The organism is Micromonospora sp. C97, from assembly GCF_018070385.1.
GTDB classification, from domain to species: Bacteria; Actinomycetota; Actinomycetes; order Mycobacteriales; family Micromonosporaceae; genus Micromonospora; species Micromonospora parva.
Window position 1 is genome coordinate 1 of sequence record NZ_JAGPXU010000017.1, and the last position, 26,257, is coordinate 26,257.

The following is a 26,257-nucleotide window of genomic DNA, read 5'->3' on the forward strand; positions in this document are numbered from 1 at the left end:
CGGTTGGGGTTGGGGTTGGGGGTTAGTGGGCTCCGAGGTGGGACAGCAGGTCCTGGCGGGTCAGGACACCCTTGGGCTTGCCGTCGACCAGGACCAGCGCCGCGTCGGACTTCTCCAGCATGCCGACCGCCTCGCTCACCGGCTGACCCCCACCGATCATCGGCAGTGGGTCGCCCATGTGCCGCTCGATGGTGTCGTGCAGGTGAGCCTGACCGGTGAACAGCGCGTCGAGCAGGTCCCGCTCGGCGATCGAGCCGGCGACCTCACCGGTCACCACGGGCGGCTCGGCCTTGAGCACCGGCAGCTGCGAGACGCCGTACTCGCGCATGTAGTCGATCGCGTCGCGGACCGTCTCGGTCGGGTGCACGTGCACCAGCTCAGGCAGCCCGCCCGGCTTGCTGGCCAGCGCGTCGGCCACCGTCGGCTCGGCGCCGGAGTTGTCGAGGAAGCCGTACCGGGCCATCCACGAGTCGTTGAAGATCTTGGAGAGGTAGCCTCGGCCGCCGTCGGGCAGCAGCACCACCACCACGTCGTCCGGGCCGGCCCGGCGGGCGACGTCCAGCGCGGCGACCACCGCCATCCCGCAGGAACCGCCGACCAGCAGCCCCTCCTCGCGGGCCAGTCGCCGGGTCATCTCGAACGACGCCTTGTCGGAGACCTCCACGATCTCGTCGGCGACGCCCCGGTCGTACGTCTCCGGCCAGAAGTCCTCGCCGACGCCCTCCACCAGGTACGGCCGGCCGGTGCCGCCCGAGTAGACCGAGCCCTCCGGGTCAGCCCCGACGACGCGCACCCGACCCTCGGAGGCCTCCTTCAGGTAGCGGCCGATGCCGGAGATGGTGCCTCCGGTGCCGACGCCGGCCACGAAGTGGGTGAGCTCGCCGTCGGTCTGCTTCCACAGCTCCGGGCCGGTCGTCTCGTAGTGCGACCGAGGGTTGGCCGGGTTGCTGTACTGGTTGGGCTTCCAGGCGCCGGGGATCTCCCGGGTCAGCCGGTCCGAGACGTTGTAGTACGAGCGCGGGTCCTCCGGCGCGACGGCGGTCGGGCAGACCACCACCTCGGCGCCGTACGCCCGGAGCACGTCCTGCTTGTCCTGGCTGACCTTGTCGGGGCAGACGAACACACACCGGTAGCCCTTGAGCTGGGCCACCAGGGCCAACCCGACACCGGTGTTGCCGCTGGTCGGCTCGACGATGGTGCCGCCGGGCTTGAGCAGACCGGCAGCCTCGGCGTCCTCCACCATCCGCAGCGCGATCCGGTCCTTCACCGAACCACCCGGGTTGACGTACTCCACCTTGGCCAGCACGGTGGCCTGGATGCCCTCGGTGACGTTACGCAGACGCACCAGCGGGGTGTTTCCGATCATGTCGACGACGTTGTCGTAGTACTGCACGGTGTGCCCTTCGTTGCGGTGCCGACGGTGGCGACCGGGAAGACGGTTCCTCGCCGCCCAGCGTACGTGTCGTCAGGGCACCAACCCCCCGGGGATGACCGAGCTGCGACGGGCCTCCCACTCCAGGAAGCGATCGGTTTCGGCGAGCACGCTGCCGGCCAGCCAGGTGACCATGACCGCGTCGTCGGCCAGCCCGAAGATCGCCAACGGGATCTCCGGGAGCAGGTCGATCGGCGAGACGATGTACGCCGTCGCCGCGGTCATCAGGGCCAGCCGAAGGCCGCCGTCGTACTCCCCCTTGGCGGTGGCCCGGATCATCCGGGGCAACGCGGCCAACCGGGTGCCGATCGACGGCCCGTTGCGCGCCCCCGCCGCCAGGGCCCGCGCCAGGGCCGTGAACGCCGCGCTGCGCTTCAGTGTCTTACCCATCGTCGCGCTCCTCTCCGCCGGATCAGCGTGGCGGGTCGGCGCAAGTCGGCCGGCCTCTCCCATTCAGATACCCCGTCGCGTCGGGTTCCAGGCACCCGGGTGCCGTCACGACGACAGCGGGGTGTCGGACCAGCGCGATAATGTCGCGGTATGGGGGTGGCAGATTCCGTCGTACCCGGTAGTGATCGCTGGCGGCAGGCCCGGCGGTTCGTCCGGCTGGCAGCCATCGGGACAGGCGCCACCGCGGCGGCCGTGGTGGCGACCGGCGGGGTGCTGGTCGGCCAGGCCCGGCAGGCTCGACGGACCATCCCGATGGCCGAGGCGCCGCCACCCCGCTGCGATGGGATGTACGGCGCGAAGTTCCCCGGCCCGGCGCTCACCATGGTGGTGCTCGGTGACTCGTCGGCGGCCGGCTACGGCGTGCACCGCCGCCGGGAGACGCCTGGGGCGCTGCTCGCCACGGGCCTGTCCCGTCGACTGCACCGGCCGGTTCAGCTGCACCGCTTCGCGGTGGTCGGCGCCATCTCGGCGGCGCTACGCCACCAGGTGGAGGCGGCGCTGGAGTGCCGGCCCGACATCGCGGTGATCCTCATCGGCGGCAACGACATCACCAACCGCACCCCGCGCGGCCTCGCGGTGCGCTACCTGGTCGAGGCGGTGCGCACCCTGCGTGACGCCGGGTGCGAGGTGGTCGTCGGCACCTGCCCCGACCTGGGCGCGATCCGCCCGATCCAGCCACCGCTGCGCTGGCTGGCGCACCGCTGGAGCCGTCAGCTCGCCGCCGCCCAGACGGTGGCAGTGGTCGAGGCGGGCGGCTGGACGGTCTCCCTCGGTGACCTGCTCGGCCCCCGGTTCGCGGCCGAGCCGACCCGGATGTTCGCCTGGGACCGGTTCCATCCCTCCGCCGAGGGGTACGCGATGGCTGCCGCCGCGCTCCTGCCGACGATGCTCTCCGCCCTCGGCGCGACCCCGGAACGACGGGCCACACTGATGCGCGGCGACGGCGTACGGTCGCTGCCGGAGGCCGCGCAGGAGGCGGCTCGACACGCCGGCACGGAGGTCAGCGGCGTCCAGGTGCGGGGCCGCGACCGAGGGCCGGCCGGCCGGTGGGCGCAGCTGCGCCGACGGGCGTTCTTCGGTGTCGGTGCGGTGCCGCAGCACGGGTCCGCCTCGGACACCTCGACAGTGGAGGGACTGGCATGAACGAGCGCAGCGCGCGGAGCGTGACCTCCGGCCTCGCCGGCCGGCTGGGTCGGGCGGCGGCGTTCTCGCTGCTCGCCGGCACTGTCGGAGGCGCCGCCGTCCTCGCCGGTGAGGCGTTCGTCGCCCGGCACCGACGCTACGCCCAACCGGAGCTGGGCCTGGCCCTGCGCGCCACGATCGGCCGGGCGGGCGCTGCACCGCTGCGACTGGTGCTGCTGGGTGACTCGTCGGCACTCGGTGTCGGTGTGGACCGGCTGGAGGACACCATCGGCGGGCAGTTGGCCAACCTGCTCGCCGAGGGCCCGACCGGCCGCCGGGTGCACCTGTCCAGCGTCGGCGTGTCCGGGTCCCGCTCGACCGACCTCGCCACCCAGGTGGCCCGGGCCCTGCTCGGTGAGCGGCCCGACGTGGCGTTGATCCTGATCGGCGCGAACGACGCCACCGGGCTGCGCCGGCCCGCCGACGCGGCGGCCTACCTCGGTGCGGCGGTGCACCGGCTGCGTGAGGCGCGCGTCGAGGTGGTCGTGGGCACCTGCCCCGACCTCGGCGCGGTGCGTGCGATCGCTCCCCCGCTGCGCCAGGTGGTCGGCTGGTCCGGGCGTCGGGTGGCCCGCGCGCAGACCAGCGCCGTGTTGCAGGCGGGCGGCTCGGTGGTCGACCTGGGCACCGAGACCGGGCCGGTGTTCCGGGCCGATGCGGGGACGCTCTGCCCGGACCGTTTCCACCCCTCCGCCGATGGTTACCGGGTGTGGGCGCACGCGCTGCTGCCCGCCATCGTCGCCGCGGCGGCGGCCACCACCCGGCGCTAGATCGTCGCCGGCCGCTGGTGACATTTCCCGCTGTGCCGGCTTCTTCCGCGCATGTTACCGGCGGGTTAACGTTGGTCCATGCCGATTGAGTCGTCCCGCGACGCCGTCATCGTCGCCACCGCCCGCTCCCCCATCGGCCGGGCGCACAAGGGTTCCCTGCGCGATGTCCGCTCCGACGACCTCGCCGCGACCATCGTCCGAGCCGCGCTGGACAAGATCCCCGCGCTCGATCCGACCACGATCGACGACCTCTACCTCGGGTGCGGCCTGCCCGGCGGCGAACAGGGCTTCAACATGGCCCGGGTGGTGTCCACCCTCCTCGGCCTGGACACTGTCCCCGGCGCCACGCTGACCCGCTACTGCGCCTCCTCGTTGCAGACCACCCGGATGGCGATGCACGCGATCCGGGCCGGCGAGGGCGACGTGTTCGTCTCCGCCGGCGTGGAGATGGTCTCCCGCTACGCCCGGGGCAGTTCCGACGGGCTGCCGCCCGAGGCGCAGGCGCTGGTCGGCGGCGGCTGGGAAAACCCCCGCTTCGCGGCGGCCGGCGAGCGCTCGAAGCGCCGCGCGCAGGGCGGCGCCGAGGTGTGGACCGACCCGCGCGAGGCCGGTGAGCTGCCCGACATCTACCTCACCATGGGGCAGACCGCGGAGAACCTGGCCCAGGTGTACGACGTCACCCGCGCCGACATGGACGAGTTCGGCGTACGCAGCCAGAACCTCGCCGAGAAGGCCATCGCCGACGGCTTCTGGGCCCGGGAGATCACCCCGGTCACCGCGCCGGACGGCACTGTGGTGAGCACCGACGACGGGCCCCGGGCCGGCGTCACCCTCGACGCGGTCGCCGGTCTGAAGCCGGTGTTCCGCCCGGACGGTCGGATCACCGCCGGCAACTGCTGCCCGCTCAACGACGGTGCGGCGGCAGTGGTGGTGATGAGTGCCCAGCGGGCCGAGGAGCTCGGGATCACCCCGCTGGCCCGGATCGTCTCGACCGGTGTGACCGCCCTGTCGCCGGAGATCATGGGCCTCGGGCCGGTCGAGGCGTCCCGGCAGGCGCTGCGCCGGGCCGGTATGACGATCGACGACGTCGACCTCGTCGAGATCAACGAGGCGTTCGCCGCGCAGGTCATCCCCTCCTACCGCCAGCTGGGCATCCCCGAGGAGAAGCTGAACGTGATGGGTGGGGCCATCGCTGTCGGCCACCCGTTCGGCATGACCGGCGCGCGGATCACCGGCACCCTGCTCAACGCGCTGGAGTGGCACGACAAGACCATCGGTCTGGAGACCATGTGCGTGGGCGGCGGCCAGGGCATGGCCATGGTGCTCGAACGGCTCAGCTGAGTCGCCCTCAGAGCGCGCTGCGGGTCGCCGTCACCTCGGCGGCGGCCCGGGTCAGCGCCTCGGCCCCCGGGTCGGCGGCCAACAGGTCCGCCGTGACCACCCGCAGCTGGTCGGGCAGGGCCAGGTCGTTGTCGAGCCGGGGCACCACCCGCCGGGGCTGCCCCTCGGCGTCGGCCGCCAGGTTGGCGACCTCCTGCACCAGGCGGTGCACGAGGTCGGCGCGGGACACGTTGCCGGCGGTCGCGGCCGCCGCCCACCTCGGCTGCTGCCAGTGCGCGATCTGACCGACCAGCAACCGCACGGCCTTGTCCAACTCCGCTGCGCTCATCGCCGCCGAGTCTACGGCCGACGCCTGCCGCTGCTGTTCGGGCCGGTCAGCGGCGCAGGTAACTGAGCAGCCGCAGCAGCTGCCAGTAGAGAAAGACCAACCCGGTGAGCAGGCCGAACGCGCTCAGCCACGCGTACCGGCGGGCTCGACCGTCGCGCACCGAACGCTCGACGAGATCGAAGTCGAGGATGAAACTGAACGCCCCGGCGATGATGGCCACCACCGAGATCGCGTACGGCACCCAGCCGACCTCCCCGCTGACGCTGTAACCCGCCAGGCCCGGTCGCCCGCTGATCAGGTACGACACCAGGTTGACCACGCTGAGCACGGCGATGCCGAGCAGGGCGCCGATCACCAGGCGGGCCAGCCGGGGCGTCGCCCGGATCACGCGGGCCCGGTACAGCGCCGCCATGCCGAGGAAGACGCCGAAGGTGCCGGCCACCGCCTGCACCACGATGCCCGGATAGACCTGCTCGAAGGTGCGGCTCGCCACCCCCAGCAGCAGGCCCTGCAGGATGGCGTAGCCGACGATCGGCACCGGGTTGGTGATTCCCCGCAACGAGATGACCAGGACCAGCGCGATCGAGGCGAGCGCGCTGCCGGCCAACGCGGCACCCAGCCACACGGCGTCGGGAATCACCGCCCAGGACACCGCCGCGGCGACGCCGGTCACCAGCAGCAACCCGACGGTACGGACCACCACGTCGTCGACGGTCATCGGCTCGACGTCACGGGAACCGAGCACCCGGGCCTCCACCCGGCCGGCCTCGTCCAGCCGGTTGAGCACCGGGTTGTTGCTGCGCACCGTCGCCTCCTCCACCCGCGTACCCCAGGGCTTGTGTCAAAGCCTCGCAGTCACTCTGCCCCGGGCGGACCGGCGGCGGCGGGGAAACGGCGCGGACGACGGCGCCCGCCCCCAACGACGTTGGAGGCGGGCGCCGGTCGCAGTGCGGACGAGGTCAGTCGTCGCCCTGGAAGTAGCTCAGCAGGCGCAGGATCTCGATGTAGAGCCAGACCAGGCTGACCAGGATGCCGAACGCGGCCGTCCAGGAGTAGCGCTGGGGCAGGCCCATCCGGACGCCGTCCTCGATCTCCTTGAAGCTGAGCACGAAGCTCAGCGAGGCGACCACGATGCAGACCAGGCTGAAGCCGATGGCCAGCGGGCTGCCGTCACGCAGGCCCGTGTTGACGCCGAACAGCGCCAGCACCAGGTTGATCATCATGACGGCGAAGAGACCGACCATCACGGCGATCATGCCCTTGACGAAGGCCGGGGTGGCCCGGATGACCTTCGCCCGGTAGAGCATCGCCATCAGGAAGAAGATGCCGAAGCTGGCCGCGGCGGCCTGGAGCACGATGCCGTCGTAGGCCGTCTCGAACGCCTTGCTGACCATGCCGACGAAGACACCCTCGACGACCGCGTACGCGATCACGAGCGCCGGGTTGGCCATCCGGGAGAACGAGATGATCAAGCCGAGGACCAGGCCGACCACCGCCGCGCCGATCCAGGCGGTACCGACCAACGCGTCGGGCACGAGCACCCAGGCGGCCGCGGCGGTGATGCCGAGGATGCCGAGCAGAGCGACCGTCTTGACGACCACGTCGTCGACGGTCATCGGCGCCACGGTCGGCGGCGCGGCCGGGTAACCGGCCTGGGACGGGTACTGCTGGGGAATGCCGGGCTGTCCGTACGGCCCGGCCGGGGCGTACCCGGCGGAGCGCTCCCGCTCGGCCGCCTGGCCGAGCCGGGCGAGCACCGGGTTCGAGGTCTTCACTGTCTGGCCTCCCTCAGGGGGTCGTGTGCACGTGAACGTGCCCTCCAAGAGTAAACGGCGCAGTCACGTCTTGGAGATCACGAATGAGAATGGGTGAGGTCGACCGGTGCCCGGGGCGGGGGTCGAACCCGCACGCCTTTCGGCAGCCGCTTTTAAGGCGGCCGTGTCTGCCGTTCCACCACCCGGGCGAGTGACACCGGCGCGCCGACACGCCTGGTGCAATGTCACCGTAGCCGGTCTGCGGCGACCCGGCGTACCCCGCCGGCCTGGCCACATTAGGGTCGATGCCGTGAGCAGCGCAGCCCCCACGGCCCCCGACGCCGCGCCTGAGCAGGCATTCCGCCTCGCCGATCAGGTCAACCGCCGGCCCCGGGCCACCCGGCTGCTGGCCGCCGTCCGGCGTCACCGGGCGGATCTGCTGGCCGCTCTGATCTTCGCGGTGCTGGCCGGTTGGCTCACCCACGGGCTGTGGCCCGACCCGGGAGCCCGCACCCTGGCGCTCAACCCGGAGGACCAGACCCTCTACGAGTGGTTCCTGGCGGTGGACGCCCGCGCGCTGCTCGGCGACTTCGATCTGCTCACCGACCGGCTCAACGCCCCCGACGGGGTCAACCTGATGGCCAACACCACGGTGATCGCGCTGGGCGTCGTCTTCGCGCCGGTCACCCTGCTGCTGGGCGCACCGGTCACCTTCGCGCTGATCGCCGCCGCCAACCTCGCCGGCACCGCCCTCGCCTGGTACCTGCTGTTCCATCGGACGCTGCGCGCCCGCTGGTTGGCCGCCGCACTCGGCGGCGGGCTGTGCGGCTTCGGACCCGGCATGGTCTCGCAGACCAACAGTCACCTGCACATGACCGCCCAGTGGCTGGTGCCGGTGATCGTCTGGCTGGTGGTCCGGCTGCTGAGGGCGGCCGACCCGGGGCCCGGGACACCCGACGGGACCGGCGCCACCGGGCCGGACCGTCGACGGTTGTTCACCTCGGCGGCGGGGCTGGCCGGCGCGGTCACCGCGCAGGTCTTCATCGGCGAGGAGGTGCTCTTCCTCGCCGCGATCACGCTGCTGGTGATGTCGATCAGCTATGCCGTGGTGGACCGGGACCTGGCCCGCCGGGCGCTCCCCGGGTTCGCCGCAGGGTTGGCGATCACCGCCGGGCTCGCCCTGCTGGTGCTGGGCTATCCGCTGTGGTTCCAGTTCGCCGGGCCGCAGGGAGTCGCCGACGGGATGTTCACCCCGGCCTACTTCTCCGCCGACCTGAGCAGCTGGTGGACCCTCTCCCCACTGTCGGTGGCCGGCAGCGCCGAGTCCGCCCGGCTGACCACCGGCCCCGCCGAGTACAACACGTTCCTCGGCTGGCCACTGCTGCTGGTCGCCGCGGCCTGCGCGATCTGGGCCGGGCGACGCCGGCTGGTCTTCGCCTGCGTCGTGGCGGGCCTGGTGATGGGGTCGCTCTCGCTCGGCCCCGAGGTGGTGTTCGGCGGCACCAGGACGGCGGTCCCCGGTCCGTACGCAGTGATCGCCGGGCTGCCGGTGGTGGACGGGGCGTTGCCGATGCGGTTCGCGCTGGCGTTGCTGCCGATCGTCGCGACGCTGCTGGTGCTCGCTGTCGACCGGGCCCTGGGCAGCTCCGGTCGGGCACGACGGCTGGTACCACTGGCCGTCGGGGTGGCGCTGCTGCCGCTCTTCCCGACCCCGCTGCCCACCGCCGGACGACCAGCCGTGCCGACATTCATCAGCGGCGGCCACTGGCGGCAGTGCGTACCACCGGGCGGGGTGCTGGTCCCGGTGCCGTTGCCGACGCCGAAGGAGCCCTGGCCGATGCGCTGGGCGACCGCCGCCGACGCCGGTTTCGGGCTGCCGGAAGGCTTCTTCATCGGCCCGTACGGAAGGCGCGGCACCGCGGCGATGGGCACCTTCAAACAGCCCACCTCCGCACTGCTCGCCGATGTCGCCCGGCGCGGCGACCAACCGGCCATCGGCGACGAGCAGCGCCGCCAGGCCGCCCGCGACGCGGACTTCTGGGGTGCCTCCTGCGTGGCGCTGACCGACGACGCTCCCCACGCGGAGAGCCTGCGGGCAACCCTGGAACAGCTCTACGGCCCGCCCACCCGCATCGCCGACGCCTGGACCTGGCGGGTCTGAGCACGCCTCGCGGGACCCAAAAACCCCGCCGATCTTGCACTTTCTGCTCGGACAAGACGGGCTAAAAGGCGCATCACGGCATCCGAAAGTGCAAGATCGACGGGGTTGGTGGGTCTGGGTTTTTGGGTTCTGGTCAGACGCGGGGCGCACCGACGGGCTGGGACGCCTCGACGAACTCCTCGCGCGGGTCGTGCAACTGACCCAGGGCGACCACCTCACGCTTGAGGAAGAACGCCAACGACCAGTCCACCACCACGCGGATCTTGCGGTTGAACGACGGGATCCGGCTCATGTGGTACGTCCGGTGCATCACCCAGGCCGGCCAACCGGTCATCTTGATCCCGTACACCTGGGCCACGCCCTTGTGCAGGCCGAGGCTCGCCACGCTGCCGACGTGCTTGTGCTTGTAGTTCACCGGCTCACGGCCCCGGACCACGGCCACGATGTTGTCGGCCATCCGGGCGGCCTGACGCACCGCGTGCTGGGCGCTCGGCGAGCAGAAGTTGCCCGGCTCCTTGGTGAGGTCCGGAACGGCGGCGCAGTCACCGGCGCTCCAGGCACCCTCGACCACCTGGTCACCGTCGACCACCTGCAGGGTGGGCAGGCAGGTGATCCGCCGACGGTCGTCGCGCGGGAAGTCGGTCGCGTCCAGCATCGGCGAAGGCTTCACACCGGCCGTCCAGACGATCGTGTCGGAGCGGAAGCTGTCACCGTCGGAGAGCTTCACCACCCCGTCGACGCAGGACTCGAGCCGGGTGTCCAGCCGGATGTCCATGTTCCGCTTCAGCAGCTGCTGCACGGTGTAGGCACCCATGTCCCGGTCGACCTCGGGCAGCACCCGCTGGGTCGCCTCGACCAGCACCCACCGAACCTCGTCCTGCTTGAGCTCCGGGTAGTAGCGCAGGGCGTCGCGAGCCATGTCCTCCATCTCGGCGAGCGCCTCGATGCCGGCGTACCCACCACCGACGAAGGTGAAGGTCAGCGCCGAGCGGCGGACGTCCGGATCCGGCGTGGCAGCCGCCACGTCGAGCCGATCCAGCACGTGGTTGCGCAGGTAGATCGCCTCACCGATGGTCTTGAACCCGATGCCCTGCTCGTGCAGGCCGGGAATCGGCAGGGTGCGGGAGACCGAACCCGGGGCCACGATCACGTGGTCGTAGGTGATCTCCCGGGCCGGGCCACTGATCGGCTGCACGGTGGCCACCTTGCGGTCGTGCTCGATCCGCGTGACCGTACCGGCCACCATCTTGCACCGGCGCAACTCCCGCCGCAGCGGCACCACGGAGTGCCGCGGGGAGATGTTGCCCGCCGCCGCCTCGGGCAGAAACGGCTGATAGGTCATGTGGGGTTGGGGGTCCACCACCATGACCTCAGCCTCACGGGAGCTGAGCTTCTTCGACAGGCGCAGGGCGGCGTACAGACCGACGTGCCCGGCACCAACCACAAGGATCCGCTTCGGATTCACGTTGTCTATCTTTCCCCGGCCGGCTCAGGTAATCCCGCTCGCGCCCCCCATCTGTGACGGAGCACAACCCATGTGACCTGCGTAACCCTCAGGTCACAGCGGTCACCGACGCCGCAGGAGCCAACCGAGCAACGCCGCCGTCCCCACCGCCACCAGCAACCCCAGCACGGTGACCCACTGGTATCCGGCTCCCCCACCCGTCCCCGCTGCCTGCAACAGCAGCACGCCCAACACGGCGGCACCCAACAGCACGGCGGCCGAGCGCACCAACCATCGGCTGATCAACTCCGGGTCCACCACCGCGTCGTAGGGCAGCAGCGCGGCCAGCGCGCAGAGGGTGTGCCCCAGATACAGCAGGGCCGCGACGGCCAGCAGCCGCCAGAGCGCGACCGGACGGCCGTACCCGTCGGTGGCGAGCAGCCAACCCCCGACAGTGACCAACGCCGTGAAGGTCGCCCACAGCCGCCGCGGCCCGAACGCGGGCAACAGGGCGGCGAACGCCAGGAAGAGGATCGGCCGGCCGGAAAGCACCTCCGCCGGAAACGCCAGGGCGAACCCGGCAAGCACGATGACGAAGATCGCCGCCCGCACCAGCAGCGGGGCGACGCTGATCCGGGCGACGGCGTTCCGCGTCGCCCGAGCCCGCTCCACGACCGGGTTCACCGCACTGACCTTTCGCTCACCGGCCACCCACCCTGGGGGCCGTCGCCAACCGCGCCACGTCCCGCAGCACCTGGTCCAGGCTGCCGGCGCCCGCCCAGCGCACCACCGGTACGCCGTGCTCGCGGAGCTGCCCGATCATGATCTCCCGGTCCAGCCTCCACAGCCGGTACGCCACCTCGGCCCAGCCCCGGTCCTTCGGTGACGCCAGGTCCGTCGGCAACGTGTCGACGGCCACCACGAACCGCCCGCCGCGAGCCAACCGGGCGAGCATCTGCGCCGACCGTTCGTCCAGCAGCGGGGTGAGCACCACCACCAACGCGTCCGAGGAGAGCAACTGCGGGCCGAAGACCTGGTCGTACGGTTCGTGCGCGGACGCGTGCACCCGGACGTCGAGCAGCCACTCCAGGACGGTGAGGTACTGCCGCCGCCCGGCGGCCGGCCGGAGCCGACGGGCGGCCGGCCCGTACTCCAGCAGGGACACCCGGTCGCCACGGTGCAGGTAGTGCTCGGCGATCGCGGCGGTGGCCCGGACGGTGGTGTCCAGCACCGAGGCGGCACCGTCCACCCCACCGGAGCGGCCCGCCTCGGCGAGCACGTCGAGCAGCACCACCACCTCCGCGTCCCGGTCGGAGAGGGTGGCGGCCACGTGCAGTTGCCGGGCCCGCAACGAGACCCGCCAGTCGATGCGGCGCAGCCGGTCACCGGGGGCGAAGACGCGTACGCCGGCCAGCTCGCCGCCCTCTCCGGGTCGGCGGGAGTGGTGCGCCCCGACCAGGCCGGCTGCGCGGGGCATCGCCTCCACCGCCTCGAACGGCTCGGTACGCGGGTACACCCGCACCCGGACCGGCTCGGTGATCACCGCCCGGGAGACCAGCAGACCGCCCGCCGTGGCGACCCGGGCACCGGCGGGGCCAATCGGGTGCCGGCCCCAGCGCAGGGCCTTGCCGGCCAACTCAAGGTCGACAGCGGCACCGATCGGCACCGAGGTCACGAACGGTCGGTCGGCGACGGAACGGCCCCCGTTGTTACCCGGAGCGGTCACCCCGGTCGCCGCGACGGCACTCTGTGCCCCGTCGCCGGCGGCCTCGTCGCTGGCGAAGCCGGCCCTGTCGATCCGCAGCCACGGCGACACCCGGGACCGCATCACCACCAGGTCGTAGTCGACAGTGTCCGGGTTGCCGACGCTCACCGCCGCCGCCACGTCACCGCCCTCGACAAGCGGCCCGCCGTCACCCTGGGTGATCCAGACCTGGGGCAGCGCCGTGGGCCGTCGACGCAACGCGTACGCGGTGCCCAGCGCGAACGGAGCGGCCAGCACGATCAGGTCCACCCTGCCCAGCAGCACGCCGGCCACCAGCAGCAGGCCGGCGAGCAGCACCGCGCGGCCGAGCGCCGGGGTGGGCGCCCAACCGGCGGCCGGTTCCGCTTCGGTGGCCCTCGGCACTGTCGGTCCGGTCATCAGTGCCGGGGCCCGCCGGCGGCGTAGCTGGGCAGCGCGCCACTGGCCGGGGCGGGAGTCGCCTCCAGCACCTCGCCCACCACGAACGCCGGGTCGACCCGGCGCAACCACATCTCCGGGCGCAGGGTGATCCGGTGTGCCAGGGCGGGCGCGGCCACCGACTTGACGTCCTCCGGCACCACGTAGTCCCGGCCGCCGAACACCGCGCGGACCCGGGCCAGCAACAGCAACGCCAGCGAACCACGAGGTGAGGCGCCGACCAGCACCGACGGGTGCTCCCGGGTGGCCGCGGTGAGCGACACGATGTAGCGGCCGATGGAGTCCTCCACCACCACGTCCTCCAGGGCGGCCTGCATGGCCCGCAGCGTCGCCGCGTCGACCACCGGCTTGATGTCCGCCTCCTCCCGGCGACGGCCCATCCGGCGGCGCAGCACCTCCCACTCCTCTTCGTGCTGCGGGTACCCGAACGAGACCCGCAGCAGGAACCGGTCCAGCTGCGCCTCGGGTAGCGGGTAGGTGCCCTCGTACTCGATGGGGTTGGCGGTGGCCAGCACGTGGAACGGCTCGTCGAGCTTGTAGGTCACCCCCTCCACCGACACCTGCTTCTCCTGCATCGCCTCCAGCAGCGCGGACTGGGTCTTCGGCGGCGTCCGGTTGATCTCGTCGGCGAGGAGCAGGTTGGTGAAGACCGGGCCGGCCCGGAAGCTGAAGTCGCCGTTGCGCTGGTCGTAGAGGAAGGAGCCGGTGACGTCGGCGGGGAGCAGGTCGGGGGTGAACTGCAACCGACGGAAGTCCAACCCGAGCGCCTGGGCGAACGATCGGGCGGTGAGCGTCTTACCGAGCCCCGGCAGGTCCTCCAGGAGCACGTGCCCGCCGGCGAGGATGCCGGCGAGGACCAACTCCAACGCGTCCCGTTTGCCGACCACGACGGTGCCGACCGCATCCAGGACCGCCCGGGCCAGGTGCCCGACCTCGGCGGGGGCAATGCTCCGGTCCACGTCGTTCATCAAATACTCTCCAGTTCGGCGACGATCACCGCGAGGTCGCGCGGCGACGGGGTGCGGCGAGGCGGGGTCTCCAGGAACGTCCACAGGCGCTCACCCAGCAGGGCGCGAGCGCGGGCGGGATCCGACTCACGGGTCACGCCGTGTTTCAGCCGCATCCGCTCGTCGGCCAGTTCACCGATCCGGGGCAGGACCGTCCCGGTGAACCGTTCGGGTCGGGTCGAGGACCAGTCCAGCGGCCACTCCCACCTGTTGATCGCGCTGCGCAGCGCGTCCCGGGCACCCCAGTTGTAGCTGCCGTCCTCCTCGCCGGTGCCGACCCGAGCACCGCCCGGCGGCGGGGGCGGCGGCGCGAGCAGTGCGGTGACCCGGCGCACCGCCAACACGGCGAGCACCCCGGCGATCAGTACCGGCAGCGAGACCTGAAGGCCCACCGCGCGGAGGCCGACGAGCAGGACCGCGACCAGCGCGGCGGCCCAGGCGAGGGAACGCAGCATCGGACGCCAGCGGGAGTCGCGCGCCCCCGGACCGGTCGGCGCCGCCTCCTCCTCGAACGCGAGCAGATCGTCGATGCTGGTGCTGCTCATGGGGTCACCACCGCGGTGAGTTCTCCGCGCAGCCGGCGAAGTGCGGCGCGGGCCTGGTCCCGGGTGCGTTCGTCGACCGGGTGGGTGGCGTACCGGGCCTCCCGGTAGACGTGCGCGAACTCCGCCAGCACGTCGGTGCTGGCGATGGCCGGCACGCCCGCCTCCGGGTCGCCCTGCAACAGCCGGCTGACCAGGTCGGTGGGGGTGTCCCCGGCGAGCCTCGGCACACCGGCCGCGGCGGCGGTCTCCTCCAGCCGCACCCAGCAGGCGATCACCGCCACCCGGGGGTCGGTGTCCCGGTCGTCGAGTTCCACCAGGCCGGCGTCGAGGGCGGCGACGACCTCGCGGGCGGTGCCCTCGGCGGTCCGACGGCCCCGCTGCGCCGGTAGCGCCCGGGTGGTGCGGCGCAGCGCGCCCCGGACCAGGACCCAGCAGAGGTAGCCGAGCGCGGCCAGGATGGCCAGCCCGAGCAGGGCCACGGCCACCTTGCCGACCCACTCCGGAATGTGCGCCTGGGTGGCCTCGCCCGCGTCGCGTGGCTCGATCGGGATGGACGGTGACGGCTCGACGGTCGGGTACTCCGGAACCCAGGGAACGTTGTCCGCGGCCGGCGGGATCCGACTGGCCCCGATCGACGAGTGGGCGGACGCCAGCGCGGCACCGGCGAGCAGGACGGCGACCGCGCCGACCGGCCACCACCGGCGGAGCAGGCCGAGCACCGGACGCAGCGCCGGCTCGGCCGACGGCGCGGGCGGGCGGGTTCCGTCTGTCATCGCCACCACCCCACGCGTCGTCTCAGTCCACTCCGGCCAGCTGTTTAGCCTGGCCGAAGACGTCGTCCAACATCCCTGGTGTCAACCGCCCGGTGAAGGTGTTCTGCTGACTGACGTGGTAACAGCCCAGCAAGTCCGGGGCGTCCGTGCCGGACCAGTGTGCCCCATGACCGAACGCCGGTCGCGGGCTGGGCGGGCGCTGCCCGTACACCGCGCGGAGCACCGGCCACCACGCGGCCCAGGCGAACGCGCCCAGCGCGACCACGACCCGCAGCGTGGGCTGGACCAACGCGACCTCACGGTGCAGCCAGGGCGCGCAGGTGTCCCGTTCCGCCGGGGTCGGCTTGTTGTCCGGTGGCGCACACCGGACGGCCGAGAAGACCCGCAGGTCCCGCAGGGCGAGCCCGTCGTCGGCGGCCACACTCGTCGGCTGGTTGGCCAGCCCGGCCCGGTGCAGCGCGGCGAACAGCACGTCACCCGACCGGTCACCGGTGAAGATCCGGCCGGTGCGGTTGCCACCGTGCGCGGCGGGCGCCAACCCGAGGATCGCGATCCGCGCGTCCGAGGTGCCGAAGCCCGGCACCGGCCGACCCCAGTACTCCTGGTCGCGGAAGGCGGCCCGGCGGGTGCGGGCGACCTCCTCCCGCCACCGGACCAGCCGTGGACACGCGAAACAGTCGCTCACCGCCGCGTCGAGGTCGGCCAGGTCGGCCGCCCGCGGTGCGCGGGCGACCACCTGTTCGGGGGTACGCGTCTCAGCCAAGCTTGGCCCGGAAGAGTTCCAGGGTGCGGGCCCAGGCGCTGGCGGCGGCGCGCTGGTCGAACGCCTCCGGCCGGTCGTCGTTGAAGAAGGCGTGCGAGGTGCCCGGGTAGTCGTAGAGGTGGCAGTCACCGCCGGCCTCCTCGATGGCCCGACGGGCGGTCTGTACGCCCTCGGCGGTCGAGGTGCCGTCCTCTTCGGAGCAGTGGATGACCGCTGCCTTGCCGGCGTAGTCGGCCCAGTCGGGGCGCATCGACTCCCAGGGCAGCACGGGATAGAACCCGGCGGTGGCGACGATCCGCTCGGAGATGGTGGCCGACCAGAGGGCCAGGCTGCCACCGGCGCAGAAGCCCACGGCACCGACCTTACCGGTGACCTCGGGCCGCCCGGCGAGATAGTCGGCCGCTCCGGCGATGTCCTTCGCCGCCTCGTCCATCCGCATCGCCAGCAGCAGCCGCTGCGCCTCGTCCGGCTCGCTGGTCGTCTCACCGTGGTAGAAGTCCGGGGCGAGGGCCACGAAACCGGCCTCGGCGAACCGGTCGGCCACCGACCGGATGTGCGGGACCAGACCCCACCATTCCTGAATGACGATGACGGCGGGGCTGGCCGTGCCGCTGGCGGGTATCGCGAGATACCCCTCGCTCGTGCCCCCGTTGCTGCGGTAGCTCACCATTTCGCCCATGGGCCGTCCTCCTAGCGGTCAGTCATCGTTGGCTGGTCGCCCAGTGGTCCTACGTGCCGGTAGCCTGCCACGCCACGCGGCCATCGGGAAGACGCCGGAACAGTGGCATTCACCTCCTGTTCGCCCCCTGGTGACTCCGGGTACGCCGACGGCGGCGGGATGTCTCCCGCCGCCGTCGACACCGGTCCGCCGCTCCGGTCAGACCTTCTTGGTCAGGCAGAGCACGTAGCCCGTCTTGCCCGGCTCGATGCTGGAGAAGATGTACCCCTCCTCGCCCTCCTTGAAGAACTGGGTGCAGGTGGTGTCGGCCTTGGCCTGAGCCTCGCTCTGGCCGTCCACCCGACCGACCACGTTGTACGCCGCGTCGGTGGAGGTGCACTCGACGACCTTGGCGCCGTCGACCTCCTCCTGCTCGGTGCCGGTGATCTCGGGCAGCTCGGCGATGCAGTCGCCGGTCTTGGCGTCCGCGGTCTCGTCCTTGTTGAAGTAGTTGCCGATCGCCGAGGCGACGCCGAACTTCAGGCCGGCGATGACGACGACGGCGAGGACCGCACCGACGATGCCGAGGACCTTCCTACCACCGGACTTCTCCGCCTTCGGCTCGGCTGGCTGCGGCTCGGTCGCCTGCGGCGACTCGCCAGCGGGTTGCTGCGGCGCGGCCGCTTGCGGCGTCTCGACGGCCGGCTCAGGGGTTGCGGCGTCGGACGCGGGGGGCGGTGCGACCTGCTCTGACACGGGGGTTCCTTCCGAGGGGTTGATGAGCAGACGACACCGTAACGATCATTGATTTCCGGTGCCGTCCCGCTCGCCTCGTCCGTTCAGCTATTTCCCAGCTTCACCCGCATGATCCAGTTCACACCTCGGTTCACCGGGTCGGGGTGGGGGTTGGTGTCCCGCTCGGCGGCACTGCGGTGGGCGTACCGGCCGGCAGCGGCGTCCCGGTCGGCCCGGGTGTGCCGCTCGGGTCCGGGGTGCTGGTCGGGTCCGGGGTGCTGGTCGCTGAACCGCGCGGGAGGGGTGCGCCGGGCGCGCGGGGCACGAAGGGCGCCTGCTCCGGGCAGTACGGGTACGCCCGCAGGTTCGGCTTGTCATAGACCTCTTCCGAGCAGTCCGGGTAGCCGAGCCGGATCGGATTGCCGTTCTGGTCGAAGAGTCGGGCGTTCTCCACCAGTCGGCCCTCGCTGTCGTAGACGAAGACGTCCCGGACCCGGTCGTACTGGCTGTCGACCGAGGTCTGGTCGTAGCCGTAGTCGCCGTAGCGCATCCGGTCCTCGGCCTGCATCAGCGCGGCGAACGCGAAGATCACCAGCACCACGCTGCCGACCTGCACTGCCGAGCGCGGCCAGCGGGTCAGCTGAGCCGAGCGGCGGCCGATCCAGATGGAGGCGACCACGAAACCGATCAGCATGATCATGCCGGCGAGCAACTCACCGCCGAACCTCGGCAGCAACCCGAAGCTGCCGCCGGTGCTGATCACGGTGACCAGCATCGCCGCCAGGTAGCCCCGAAGCACCCACCAGCCGGGGCGCAGCAGGTGGAGGAAGTCGCTGGCCGTCGCGTACCCCAGGGGTGGGCCGAGACGGGTGTCCAGGGTGCGCAGCCGGCCGCGGACCCGGGCCATCGCGGTGGCCACCCGCTGGTCGAGGTTGCGCCCGCCGCCCGGTGCGGCGCCGGCCGCGGCGCGCAGCTCGGCGGCGTACGTCTCGGGCTCGCCCAGTCGCTCGAGAAGGGTGCCCTCGGCCTCGGCGGCGACCTCGGTGAGGTGGTCGGCGAGGTCCTCGGTCAGCTCGTCGCGTTGCGCGGTCGGCAGGTCGGCCAGAGCGGCCCGGACCCGCGCCACGTAGTCGGTGATCTCCTGCTCCGTGACGGTCATGCCGCCATCCCCCGATCGTCGAGCAGACTGTCCATGGTGGTGGCGAACGAGCGCCAGAGCTTGCCGGAGCGGGTCAGTTGGTCGCGCCCCGCGGCGTTGAGTGAGTAGTACTTGCGGTGCGGCCCGGATTCGCTCGGCACCACATAGGTGGTGAGCAGGCCGGCGGCGAAGAGGCGACGCAGCGTCCCGTAGACCGAGGCGTCGCCGACCTCCTCCAGGCCGGCCTCGCGCAACCGGCGCAGGATGTCGTAACCGTAGCCGTCCTCCTCCCGGAGAACAGCCAGGACGGCCATGTCGAGCACGCCCTTCAGCAGCTGTGTGGTGTCCACGCATTGCACACTACTGTGCAATGCGAAATAGCGTCAACGAATCCGCCTCAACACGCCGAGCCGGTCAGACGCGCGGAAGGTTGATCGACTCGGTTTTCAGGAAGTCGAGGCATCCGAGGCACACGGATACCGCGACTTCAAGGAAGGCGAGTTGATCGAGCCGGCTAGCGCGTGGCCGGCTGGAGGCTCCAGGCGATGCCGTCGAGGATGTCGTGCTCGGATGCCACCACGGACGGCATCCCGGCCCTTTCCATGATCACCCGAAGCACCAGCGCGCCCGCACCGATCACGTCGGCCCGGCCCGGGTGCATCACCGGGTTCGCCAACCGCTGCTCGCGGGTCTGACCCAGCAGCTCAGCGGTCACCCGGGCGACCTCCTCGTACGACACCCGGGCGTGGTGGATGCGCTCCGGGTCGTACTCCCGCAGGCCCTGCGCGAGCGCGACCACAGTGGTGACCGACCCGGCGAGGCCGACCAGGGTGGCCGCCTCGCGACCGGGCACCACGGCGAGCGCCCGGTCCACCACTGCCGCGATGTCGGCCTGCGCCGCCGCTACCTGCTCGGGCGTCGGCGGGTCACCGGGCAGGTGCCGCTCGGTCATCCGGACGCAGCCGATGTCGACCGAGATCGCCGCACGCACCCCGTCGGCCCGGCCGCCGACCACGAACTCGGTGGAACCACCACCGATGTCGACGACCAGGAACGGCTCCTTCGCGTCGGCGGGCAACCCACGCACCGCGCCGGTGAACGACAACCGGGCCTCCTCGTCGCCGCTGACCACCTCGGGCTCGACACCGAGGGTGGCCCGCACCATCTCGGTGAAGTCAGCGGCGTTGGCGGCATCGCGGGAGGCCGAGGTGGCACACATCCGCACCCGCTGGGCGCCCAGCTTCTCGATGTCGGCGGCGTACGACGCCAACGCCATCCGGGTCCGCTCGATCGCCTCCGGCGCCAGTCGACCGGTGCGGTCCACGCCCTGCCCCAGCCGGACGATCTCCATCCGCCGGGTCAGGTCGACAAGCGGCGCCTGCGGCCCGGCCGACGCGTCGGGCAGGTCGGCGACCAGCAGTCGGATCGAGTTGGTCCCGCAGTCGATGGCCGCCACACGCGTCGTCACGGCAGCAACCTTACGGCAGGACGGGCGGCCACCTGGCGGCTTGGCCGGCCGTGGGCACCGACTCGCCCGCGTCGCCCGACGGGCCCCGTAACAAGCTCGCCCCCAGCGAGGTCAGGTGATGTCGGACGGCCCCGCCCTCGCGCACGCTGGCCACCAGACCGGCGGTCCGCAGGGCGTGGGCGTGCTCCGAGGCCGAGGAGAGACTGATCCCGACCGACCGGGACAACACGGTGGTGGTCAACCCGCCGTCGGCCGCCAGCCGGCGCAGCACCAGCGCCCGGGTGACGCCGAGCAGCCGACCGAGGGAATCGGCGGCGGCGGAGGCCCCGAGCGTGGGCATGACCACCGGATAGACGAGCAGGATCGGATGACCCTGCTGGAGCAGCACCCGGGGCCGTGGCCCGGCCAGCGGGGAGGGCAGCAGGATCAGCCCGTGGCCGGTGCCGGGGAGATCACCGTCCCACCACGTGTGTACCTCCAGCACCGGCTCCCGCCACCGGATCCCCGGGTGCAGACCCGAGAAGAGGCGGGCCAGGCCATGCTGCGCCAGCCGCTGACTGGCAGCCGCCACCTGCTGGCGGTACGCGGACGTCAGCTCGGCCCAGTGCGGTTCGAGGACCGCGTCGAACCAGGCCCGCACGGCCCCGCCGAACAGGTCCAGCACCTCCGGGTCGGCCGCCGCGAACCGCCGCCGCAGCGGGCTGACCGGCGTGTCCGCGTACGCCATGGTGACCTCGGCGCGGACCCGCCGTGCCGGGGTGGCCCGAATCGCCTCCAGGCCGGCCTCCACCGACTCCAGACCGGCGAAGGGCGTGACGAAGTCCGGCAGACGCCCCTGGCCGGGCAGCAGGTGCCGCAGGATCGCGGTGGCAGCCTGGGCGGCAGGCGTGCCCTCGGCCGCCACCGCCCGCTCGGCCAGCGCCGGCGCCAGCGCCGCGACAGTGGGATCGCGCAGCCACTGACCGGCCAGCAGCGCGTTCGCGACCGGGTGGAGCCGGTCGGCGAACCGCACCCGGCACAGGTCGGCCGACCCGAGCTGGAGGCGAAGCATGACACCAGCCTGCCCGCCTTCGGCCAGGACCGAAAGGGTTGTTTACCGGCCGAAGGATCTCCAGTGTGGACGGCGGGGTCGACGGGGGGTGACCGGCGTGCGGCGATCGGTGGCGGTGTTGACGGGGCTTTGCCTCCTGATCGTGGCCGCAGCCTGTAGTGAGCGGGGGCAACCCTCGTCGACCCCGCCAGCCGCGCCGTCCGCGTCGAGCGAACGACCGGCGGCCGGCGACCACCAGCTCACCCTGAAACACAACGGGCTCGACCGCACCTACCTGCTGCACGCGCCGGCAGGGTACGACCCGACCCGGTCACCCGCACTGGTCATCGCGCTGCACTTCTATCCCGGCACCGGCTCCGCGATGCGGGAGCTGGCGGGCCTGGACGCCAGGGCCGACAAGGACAACGTGCTGGTCGCCTACCCCGACGGGCAGGGCGGCGGTTTCAACGCTCTGATCTGCTGCGGCAGCGCCGACGACGTCGGCTTCCTCGACGCCCTCACCGACCATCTGGTGCAGACCTGGCACGCGGACCCGAACCGGGTGTTCCTCACCGGCATCTCGAACGGCGGCGACATGAGTTTCCGGGCGGCGGTGGAGAGCACCGACACCTTCGCCGCGCTCGGGGTGGTCAGCGGTGGCTACAGCGGGGAGTTGACCACGGCCGACAGCTACGTGCCGAAGAGCCCGGTCTCCGTGATCACCTTCATCGGCGGTCAGGACCGGTACGCCACGATCTTCCAGACCGGGATACGGACCTGGCAGCAGCGGCTCAACTGCCGGCCGGCCCCGAAGGCGTCCGGGGTGCCGGGCGTGACGCACACGGTGGCGGGCTGCGCGGACGGCAGCGAGGTCAGCGTCTACACCCTCGCCGACATGGGTCACAGTTGGCCGGGCGCGACAGCGGGCCAACTCGCCGCGTCCTCCGCGGGGCTGTCCGCCACCGACCTGATGTGGGACTTCTTCGCCGCCCACCCCCGCAAGGGCTGATCACAGGCGCAGCAGCATCCGGGTGTTGCCCAGCGTGTTCGGCTTGACCCGCTCCAGGTCGAGGAACTCCGCGACACCCTCGTCGTACGACCGCAGCAGCTGCTCGTAGACCGGCTGCGGCACCGGCGCGCCGTCGATCTCGCGGAAGCCGAACGACGCGAAGAACCGGGTCTCGAAGGTGAGCACGAAGATGCGGGCCACGCCCAACTCCCGGGCCGCGTCGATCAGCTCACCGACCAGCCGGTGACCGATCCGCCGGCCCCGGCAGGACGGGTCCACCGCCACCGTGCGGATCTCCGCCAGGTCCTCCCACATGACGTGCAGCGCGCCGCAGCCCACCACGACGTCGTCCTCGGCCCGGACCGCGACCCGGAACTCCTGCACGTCCTCGAAGAGGGTGACGGTGGCCTTGCTCAGCAGCCGCCGGTCGTCGGTGTAGGTGTCGACGAGTCGCCGGATGCCCCGCACATCCCCGGTGCGCGCCCGCCGTACCGTGATCTGATCCGCAGTCGGCGTGCTCATTCGCCCGCCGGCACGTCCACGCACGGCCCCGTCGACCACCAGGGCTCGACCAGCTCCAACGTCTCGTCGCCGAACGGGTTCACCCCGGGGCCGGCGCCCAACGCGTGGCCCAGGTGCACGTGCAGGCACTTCACCCGGCCCGGCATCCCGCCGGCCGAGATGCCGGCGATCTCCGGCACCTCGCCGATCGCCTCCCGCCGGGTGAGGTAGTCCTCGTGCGCCGCACGGTAGTGGGCCGCCAACTCCGGGTCCGTCGTCAGCCGGTCCGCCATCTCCTTCATCAGCCCCGCCGACTCCAGTCGGCTGCACGCCGCGGTGGCCCGGGGGCAGGTCAGGTAGTAGAGGGTCGGGAACGGGGTGCCGTCGGAGAGGCGGGGGGTCGTCTCCACCACGTCCGGCAGGCCGCACGGGCACCGGTGGGCGACCGCCCGGGTGCCGCGGGGCGTCCGGCCCAGCTGCGCGGCCACCGCGGCCAGGTCGGCCTCGGTGGCCGGCTCACGCTGCGGCAGGGGTACGGAATCCGCCGCCGGCTCCGACGGTGGTACGACAGTCACGGTGCCATCTCTCCTGGTGCGGTGCGGTGGGTCGGTGGCTCACTTGCCCGGCTGCTGGCTGTCCGCCGCCTGCACGCTCGACCAGAGCGTGTCGTACCAGGTCACCGGCCCGGCCGGGGCGGCCGAGCCGGCCGGCTTCCCGGCGTCCCGGGCGGCGCCCTCCGGGTCGTGCAGCACCACCATCATCTTCTCGCCCGGCCGGCCCATGAAGAACCGTTCCCGAGCCTGCGTCTTGATGTACTCGGGGTCCTTCCAGTTGGCGGCCTCGGCGGCGAGCTTGGCGATCTCCGCCTCCTGTGCCGCCTGGGCGGCCTCCATCCGCTCGATGTCGGCCTGCTGGTCCAGGTAGACCCGGACCGGGTAGGTGTAGGCCAGCGCGAGCGCGATCAGGACCGCGAACAGCACCGTGGCCCGACCGGTGAAGCCACGGGGGTGGGGTGCGGCGAGCCGCTTCACGGCACCGCCGGCGGCGGTACGCCGAGCGGCGGCCGGACGGTTCGCGGAGCGCACGCCGTCGGCGCCCCGGGCAGCACCCGGCGCGCGACCGGCGGCGCGCGGCTCGGCGCGTACGCCGGCCTCCCGGACCGATCCCCGCGTGGCGCGCCCGCCGCCCGGCCGGCCGGACTGACCCGGCCGGCGGGCGGGACGCTGACCACCCGGTGTGCGGCGCTGCTGCATCGTCACACCCCTCCCCCGAGGCTTCGTGCGTCTCAGGCCGAACGGTAGCGCGGGAACGCGCCAGCGCCGGCGTAGCGCGCCGCGTCGGCCAGCTCCTCCTCGATCCGGAGCAGCTGGTTGTACTTGGCGACCCGGTCCGAACGGGCCGGCGCGCCGGTCTTGATCTGGCCGCAGCCGGTGGCCACCGCCAGGTCGGCGATGGTGGTGTCCTCGGTCTCGCCGGAACGGTGGCTCATCATGCACTTGAAGCCGGCCCGGTGGGCCAGGTCCACCGCGTCCAGGGTCTCGGTCAGCGAACCGATCTGGTTGACCTTGACGAGAACCGCGTTCGCCGCCTTCTCCGCGATGCCGCGGGCGATGCGCTGCGGGTTGGTCACGAACAGGTCGTCGCCCACGATCTGCACCCGGTCACCGATCGAGGCGGTCAGCGTCTGCCAACCGCTCCAGTCGTCCTCGGCCAGCGGGTCCTCGATCGACACGATCGGGTACTCGTCGGCCAGCTTGGTGTAGTAGGTGCTCATCTCCTCGGCGGACTTCGCGGCGCCCTCGAAGGTGTAGGTGCCGTTGTCGAAGAACTCCGTGGCCGCCACGTCGAGCGCGAACACGATGTCGGTGCCGAGCCGGTAACCGGCCTTCTCGACCGCCTCGGCGATCAGGTCCAGGGCCGCCGCGTTCGTCGGCAGGTTCGGCGCGAAGCCACCCTCGTCGCCGAGCCCGGTGGAGAGGCCCTTCTTCTTCAGCACCGACTTCAGCGCGTGGTAGACCTCCGCGCCCGAGCGCAGCGCCTCCCGGAACGTGGGCGCGCCGATCGGCGCGATCATGAACTCCTGGATGTCGACGTTCGAGTCGGCGTGCGCGCCACCGTTGAGGATGTTCATCATCGGCACGGGCAGGAGGTGCGCGTTCGGGCCGCCCAGGTAGCGGAAGAGGCTCAGCTCGGCGCTGCCGGCAGCGGCCTTCGCCACCGCCAGGGAGACCCCCAGGATGGCGTTCGCGCCCAGCTCCGACTTGCTGTCGGTGCCGTCGATGTCGAGCATCTTCTGGTCGATCAGCCGCTGCTCGCTGGCCTCGTACCCGATGATCTGGTCGACGATCTTGTCTTCGACGTTGGAGACCGCCTTCTCCACGCCCTTGCCCTGGTAGCGGTCGGCGTCACCGTCGCGCAGCTCGATCGCCTCGAAGGCGCCGGTGGAGGCGCCGGAGGGCACGGCGGCGCGGGCTACCGTGCCGTCGTCCAGACCGACCTCGACCTCGACCGTCGGGTTGCCCCGCGAGTCGAGAATCTCCCGGGCGACGATTCCCTCGATGGTTGCCACTAAGTCGCTCCTCGTTGTTGTTATCCGGTCCGTGGGTGGGCCGCGACGGTGCGGCTGAGGCAGGTGTTGAACGCAGCGTATCGGGCGGCGCGAACGGGCACGGCGTCGCCCGCGCACCCGGGTCACCCCGCGTTGACGGACATTCCCGGATTTCCGGGCGTCAACCGGCAACGGGTTTGCGCTGCACGGACCAAATCCACCAGGCTGGTCGCCATGCCCGCCGCCTCGACCACCCTCCGCATGCTCGCCGTGTCGGTCATCGCGTCGCTCACGGTCACCGGCTGTCAGACATTCGAGGACGCCGGAGTCGCCATGGGCCGCTCGGAACTCGTCAACGATCTCGCCGCCCGGCTCGACCGGGCACTGGAGTTGACCTACTCGGCCACCTACCAGTTGCCCGGCGGCCAGCGCGCCGCGATCGTGCAGGCACAGGACCCGGCGCGATCCACGTACACCTACCCGGGCGGGCAACTCACCGTCACCCCGGACGCCATCACCCGGTGCACGACAACCGGCACCCGCCCGGAGTGCACGCTGGTCGCCCCGCCGACCCCGGGCAGCAAGCCCACCGTGACGCTGTTCGGCGAGGCCAACCGGCAGGGCCTCGTCACGCCGCCGGTGGTGGTCGGCCTGCTCACCGCCGCCGCGCTCGACCCGCAGGCGGTCATCAAGCAGAGCGACACCACGGTCGCCGGGCACCACGCCGCCTGCGTGGCGGTGGAGAGCTCGTCCGGCGACTTCACCGCCTGCGTGACCACCGAGGGCGTGCTCGGCAGCTTCACCGGGCCGGTCGACGGCAAGCCGGTGGAGCTGGCGTTGAGCGACTACTCCGCGACCGTCGACGAGGACGCGTTCGAGCCGCCCGCCGGTGCCGGCGTCGTCGACCGCCGCCCCGGCGGCTCCTGACCGAGCCGGCCGAGCCCAGGTCGGGCGCACCGCCCGGCGGGCCCGCGTCCGGCGCAACTGCTGCCCGCGTACGCCATCTCGCGCCGGCACATCGACGCGACGGTGACCGAC

General features: G+C 72.2%; 27 protein-coding genes, 1 tRNA gene and 1 pseudogene. 6 read left to right on the plus strand and 23 right to left on the minus strand.

Going from position 1 to position 26,257, the window contains the following annotated elements; genetic code table 11:
* Positions 1–22: 22 nt before the first annotated feature.
* Both KBX26_RS21085 and KBX26_RS21090 read right to left on the minus strand, forming a co-directional pair.
* The gene (locus tag KBX26_RS21085; protein ID WP_030328739.1) at positions 23–1,393 is read right to left on the minus strand and encodes a cystathionine beta-synthase; all 1,371 of its coding nucleotides are present in this window, start codon (positions 1,391–1,393) and stop codon (positions 23–25) included.
* A gap of 72 nt (positions 1,394–1,465) precedes the next feature.
* Positions 1,466–1,822: a YkvA family protein gene (locus tag KBX26_RS21090; protein WP_030328742.1), complete on the minus strand. Its 357-nt coding sequence runs from the start codon at positions 1,820–1,822 to the stop codon at positions 1,466–1,468.
* A gap of 150 nt (positions 1,823–1,972) precedes the next feature.
* On the opposite strand from KBX26_RS21090, the pseudogene KBX26_RS21095 reads away from it, so the two are divergent.
* From KBX26_RS21095 to KBX26_RS21105, 3 genes and pseudogenes are all read left to right on the plus strand, one after another.
* Positions 1,973–3,036 (plus strand): annotated as a pseudogene (locus KBX26_RS21095) (SGNH/GDSL hydrolase family protein); the annotation flags it as partial.
* Positions 3,022–3,834 carry an SGNH/GDSL hydrolase family protein gene (locus tag KBX26_RS21100; protein ID WP_030328747.1) on the plus strand — a complete coding sequence of 271 codons (813 nt, stop codon included), beginning with the start codon at positions 3,022–3,024 and terminating at the stop codon, positions 3,832–3,834. The pseudogene KBX26_RS21095 and the gene KBX26_RS21100, both read left to right, overlap by 15 nt.
* 78 nt (positions 3,835–3,912) lie before the next feature.
* Positions 3,913–5,175 (plus strand): acetyl-CoA C-acetyltransferase, encoded by a 1,263-nt coding sequence (locus KBX26_RS21105; RefSeq protein WP_030328749.1) that lies wholly within the window; start codon positions 3,913–3,915, stop codon positions 5,173–5,175.
* Positions 5,176–5,182: 7 nt separating this feature from the next.
* Here the strand turns inward: KBX26_RS21105 and KBX26_RS21110 are convergent, their stop codons facing one another.
* The 4 genes from KBX26_RS21110 to KBX26_RS21125 form a co-directional block, all read right to left on the minus strand.
* Positions 5,183–5,503 carry a hypothetical protein gene (locus tag KBX26_RS21110; protein ID WP_030328751.1) on the minus strand — a complete coding sequence of 107 codons (321 nt, stop codon included), beginning with the start codon at positions 5,501–5,503 and terminating at the stop codon, positions 5,183–5,185.
* 46 nt (positions 5,504–5,549) lie between these two features.
* Positions 5,550–6,308 carry a Bax inhibitor-1/YccA family protein gene (locus KBX26_RS21115; protein ID WP_210866241.1) on the minus strand — a complete coding sequence of 253 codons (759 nt, stop codon included), beginning with the start codon at positions 6,306–6,308 and terminating at the stop codon, positions 5,550–5,552.
* Positions 6,309–6,462: 154 nt separating this feature from the next.
* A complete protein-coding gene (locus KBX26_RS21120; protein WP_030328756.1) occupies positions 6,463–7,278 on the minus strand; it encodes a Bax inhibitor-1/YccA family protein in 816 nt (271 codons plus the stop codon).
* Positions 7,279–7,385: 107 nt separating this feature from the next.
* A tRNA-Leu gene (locus KBX26_RS21125) sits at positions 7,386–7,466 on the minus strand.
* A gap of 101 nt (positions 7,467–7,567) precedes the next feature.
* Between KBX26_RS21125 and KBX26_RS21130 the strand changes: the two genes are divergently transcribed.
* The gene (locus KBX26_RS21130; RefSeq protein WP_210866242.1) at positions 7,568–9,418 is read left to right on the plus strand and encodes a hypothetical protein; all 1,851 of its coding nucleotides are present in this window, start codon (positions 7,568–7,570) and stop codon (positions 9,416–9,418) included.
* A 133-nt stretch (positions 9,419–9,551) separates the two neighbouring features.
* Here KBX26_RS21130 and KBX26_RS21135 read toward each other — a convergent pair whose 3' ends face one another.
* The 13 genes from KBX26_RS21135 to KBX26_RS21195 all read right to left on the minus strand — a co-directional run bounded on the left by KBX26_RS21135 (position 9,552) and on the right by KBX26_RS21195 (position 21,182).
* Complete coding sequence (locus tag KBX26_RS21135) at positions 9,552–10,883, minus strand: NAD(P)/FAD-dependent oxidoreductase (protein WP_030328762.1); 1,332 nt, start codon at positions 10,881–10,883, stop codon at positions 9,552–9,554.
* Positions 10,884–10,985: 102 nt separating this feature from the next.
* A complete protein-coding gene (locus KBX26_RS21140) occupies positions 10,986–11,546 on the minus strand; it encodes a hypothetical protein (protein WP_210858123.1) in 561 nt (186 codons plus the stop codon).
* Positions 11,547–11,562: 16 nt separating this feature from the next.
* Positions 11,563–13,005 (minus strand): DUF58 domain-containing protein, encoded by a 1,443-nt coding sequence (locus KBX26_RS21145; RefSeq protein WP_210866243.1) that lies wholly within the window; start codon positions 13,003–13,005, stop codon positions 11,563–11,565.
* Entirely contained in the window at positions 13,005–14,012 is a 1,008-nt protein-coding gene (locus tag KBX26_RS21150) for a MoxR family ATPase (RefSeq protein ID WP_030328768.1), read from the minus strand. Before KBX26_RS21150 ends, KBX26_RS21145 begins: the two co-directional genes overlap by 1 nt.
* Positions 14,012–14,596, minus strand: a complete 585-nt coding sequence (locus KBX26_RS21155; protein ID WP_030328770.1) for a hypothetical protein — start codon at positions 14,594–14,596, stop codon at positions 14,012–14,014. The genes KBX26_RS21150 and KBX26_RS21155 overlap by 1 nt, the downstream gene beginning before the upstream one ends.
* Complete coding sequence (locus tag KBX26_RS21160; protein ID WP_210866244.1) at positions 14,593–15,369, minus strand: DUF4129 domain-containing protein; 777 nt, start codon at positions 15,367–15,369, stop codon at positions 14,593–14,595. The genes KBX26_RS21155 and KBX26_RS21160 overlap by 4 nt, the downstream gene beginning before the upstream one ends.
* 22 nt (positions 15,370–15,391) lie before the next feature.
* Positions 15,392–16,132, minus strand: coding sequence for a uracil-DNA glycosylase family protein (locus tag KBX26_RS21165; RefSeq protein WP_030328775.1), 741 nt, complete (start codon positions 16,130–16,132; stop codon positions 15,392–15,394).
* Complete coding sequence (locus tag KBX26_RS21170) at positions 16,125–16,811, minus strand: dienelactone hydrolase family protein (RefSeq protein ID WP_030328776.1); 687 nt, start codon at positions 16,809–16,811, stop codon at positions 16,125–16,127. Before KBX26_RS21170 ends, KBX26_RS21165 begins: the two co-directional genes overlap by 8 nt.
* Before the next feature lie 198 nt (positions 16,812–17,009).
* Positions 17,010–17,546 (minus strand): hypothetical protein, encoded by a 537-nt coding sequence (locus KBX26_RS21175; protein ID WP_030328778.1) that lies wholly within the window; start codon positions 17,544–17,546, stop codon positions 17,010–17,012.
* A 130-nt stretch (positions 17,547–17,676) separates the two neighbouring features.
* Entirely contained in the window at positions 17,677–18,684 is a 1,008-nt protein-coding gene (locus KBX26_RS21180; RefSeq protein WP_210866245.1) for a hypothetical protein, read from the minus strand.
* Positions 18,681–19,013 (minus strand): PadR family transcriptional regulator, encoded by a 333-nt coding sequence (locus KBX26_RS21185; RefSeq protein ID WP_030328782.1) that lies wholly within the window; start codon positions 19,011–19,013, stop codon positions 18,681–18,683. Before KBX26_RS21185 ends, KBX26_RS21180 begins: the two co-directional genes overlap by 4 nt.
* 164 nt (positions 19,014–19,177) lie before the next feature.
* Positions 19,178–20,119 (minus strand): Ppx/GppA phosphatase family protein, encoded by a 942-nt coding sequence (locus KBX26_RS21190; protein WP_210866280.1) that lies wholly within the window; start codon positions 20,117–20,119, stop codon positions 19,178–19,180.
* Positions 20,120–20,141: 22 nt separating this feature from the next.
* Positions 20,142–21,182, minus strand: a complete 1,041-nt coding sequence (locus KBX26_RS21195) for a helix-turn-helix transcriptional regulator (protein ID WP_210866246.1) — start codon at positions 21,180–21,182, stop codon at positions 20,142–20,144.
* A gap of 142 nt (positions 21,183–21,324) precedes the next feature.
* Here KBX26_RS21195 and KBX26_RS21200 point away from each other — a divergent pair, with 142 nt between their 5' ends.
* Complete coding sequence (locus KBX26_RS21200) at positions 21,325–22,170, plus strand: PHB depolymerase family esterase (RefSeq protein WP_307857872.1); 846 nt, start codon at positions 21,325–21,327, stop codon at positions 22,168–22,170.
* Here KBX26_RS21200 and KBX26_RS21205 read toward each other — a convergent pair whose 3' ends face one another.
* From KBX26_RS21205 to eno, 4 genes are read right to left on the minus strand one after another with little or no spacing between them, the layout of a single operon-like run.
* On the minus strand, positions 22,171–22,692 hold the full coding sequence (locus KBX26_RS21205; protein ID WP_030328789.1) for an amino-acid N-acetyltransferase: 522 nt from the start codon (positions 22,690–22,692) through the stop codon (positions 22,171–22,173).
* On the minus strand, positions 22,689–23,246 hold the full coding sequence (locus tag KBX26_RS21210; RefSeq protein WP_030328791.1) for a DUF501 domain-containing protein: 558 nt from the start codon (positions 23,244–23,246) through the stop codon (positions 22,689–22,691). Before KBX26_RS21210 ends, KBX26_RS21205 begins: the two co-directional genes overlap by 4 nt.
* Positions 23,247–23,285: 39 nt before the next feature.
* Positions 23,286–23,924, minus strand: a complete 639-nt coding sequence (locus tag KBX26_RS21215) for a septum formation initiator family protein (RefSeq protein WP_210866248.1) — start codon at positions 23,922–23,924, stop codon at positions 23,286–23,288.
* A 32-nt stretch (positions 23,925–23,956) separates the two neighbouring features.
* Positions 23,957–25,240: a phosphopyruvate hydratase gene (gene eno / locus KBX26_RS21220; RefSeq protein WP_030328795.1), complete on the minus strand. Its 1,284-nt coding sequence runs from the start codon at positions 25,238–25,240 to the stop codon at positions 23,957–23,959.
* Positions 25,241–25,453: 213 nt separating this feature from the next.
* Here eno and KBX26_RS21225 point away from each other — a divergent pair, with 213 nt between their 5' ends.
* Positions 25,454–26,146, plus strand: coding sequence for a hypothetical protein (locus KBX26_RS21225; RefSeq protein WP_030328797.1), 693 nt, complete (start codon positions 25,454–25,456; stop codon positions 26,144–26,146).
* Positions 26,147–26,257: the final 111 nt, after the last annotated feature.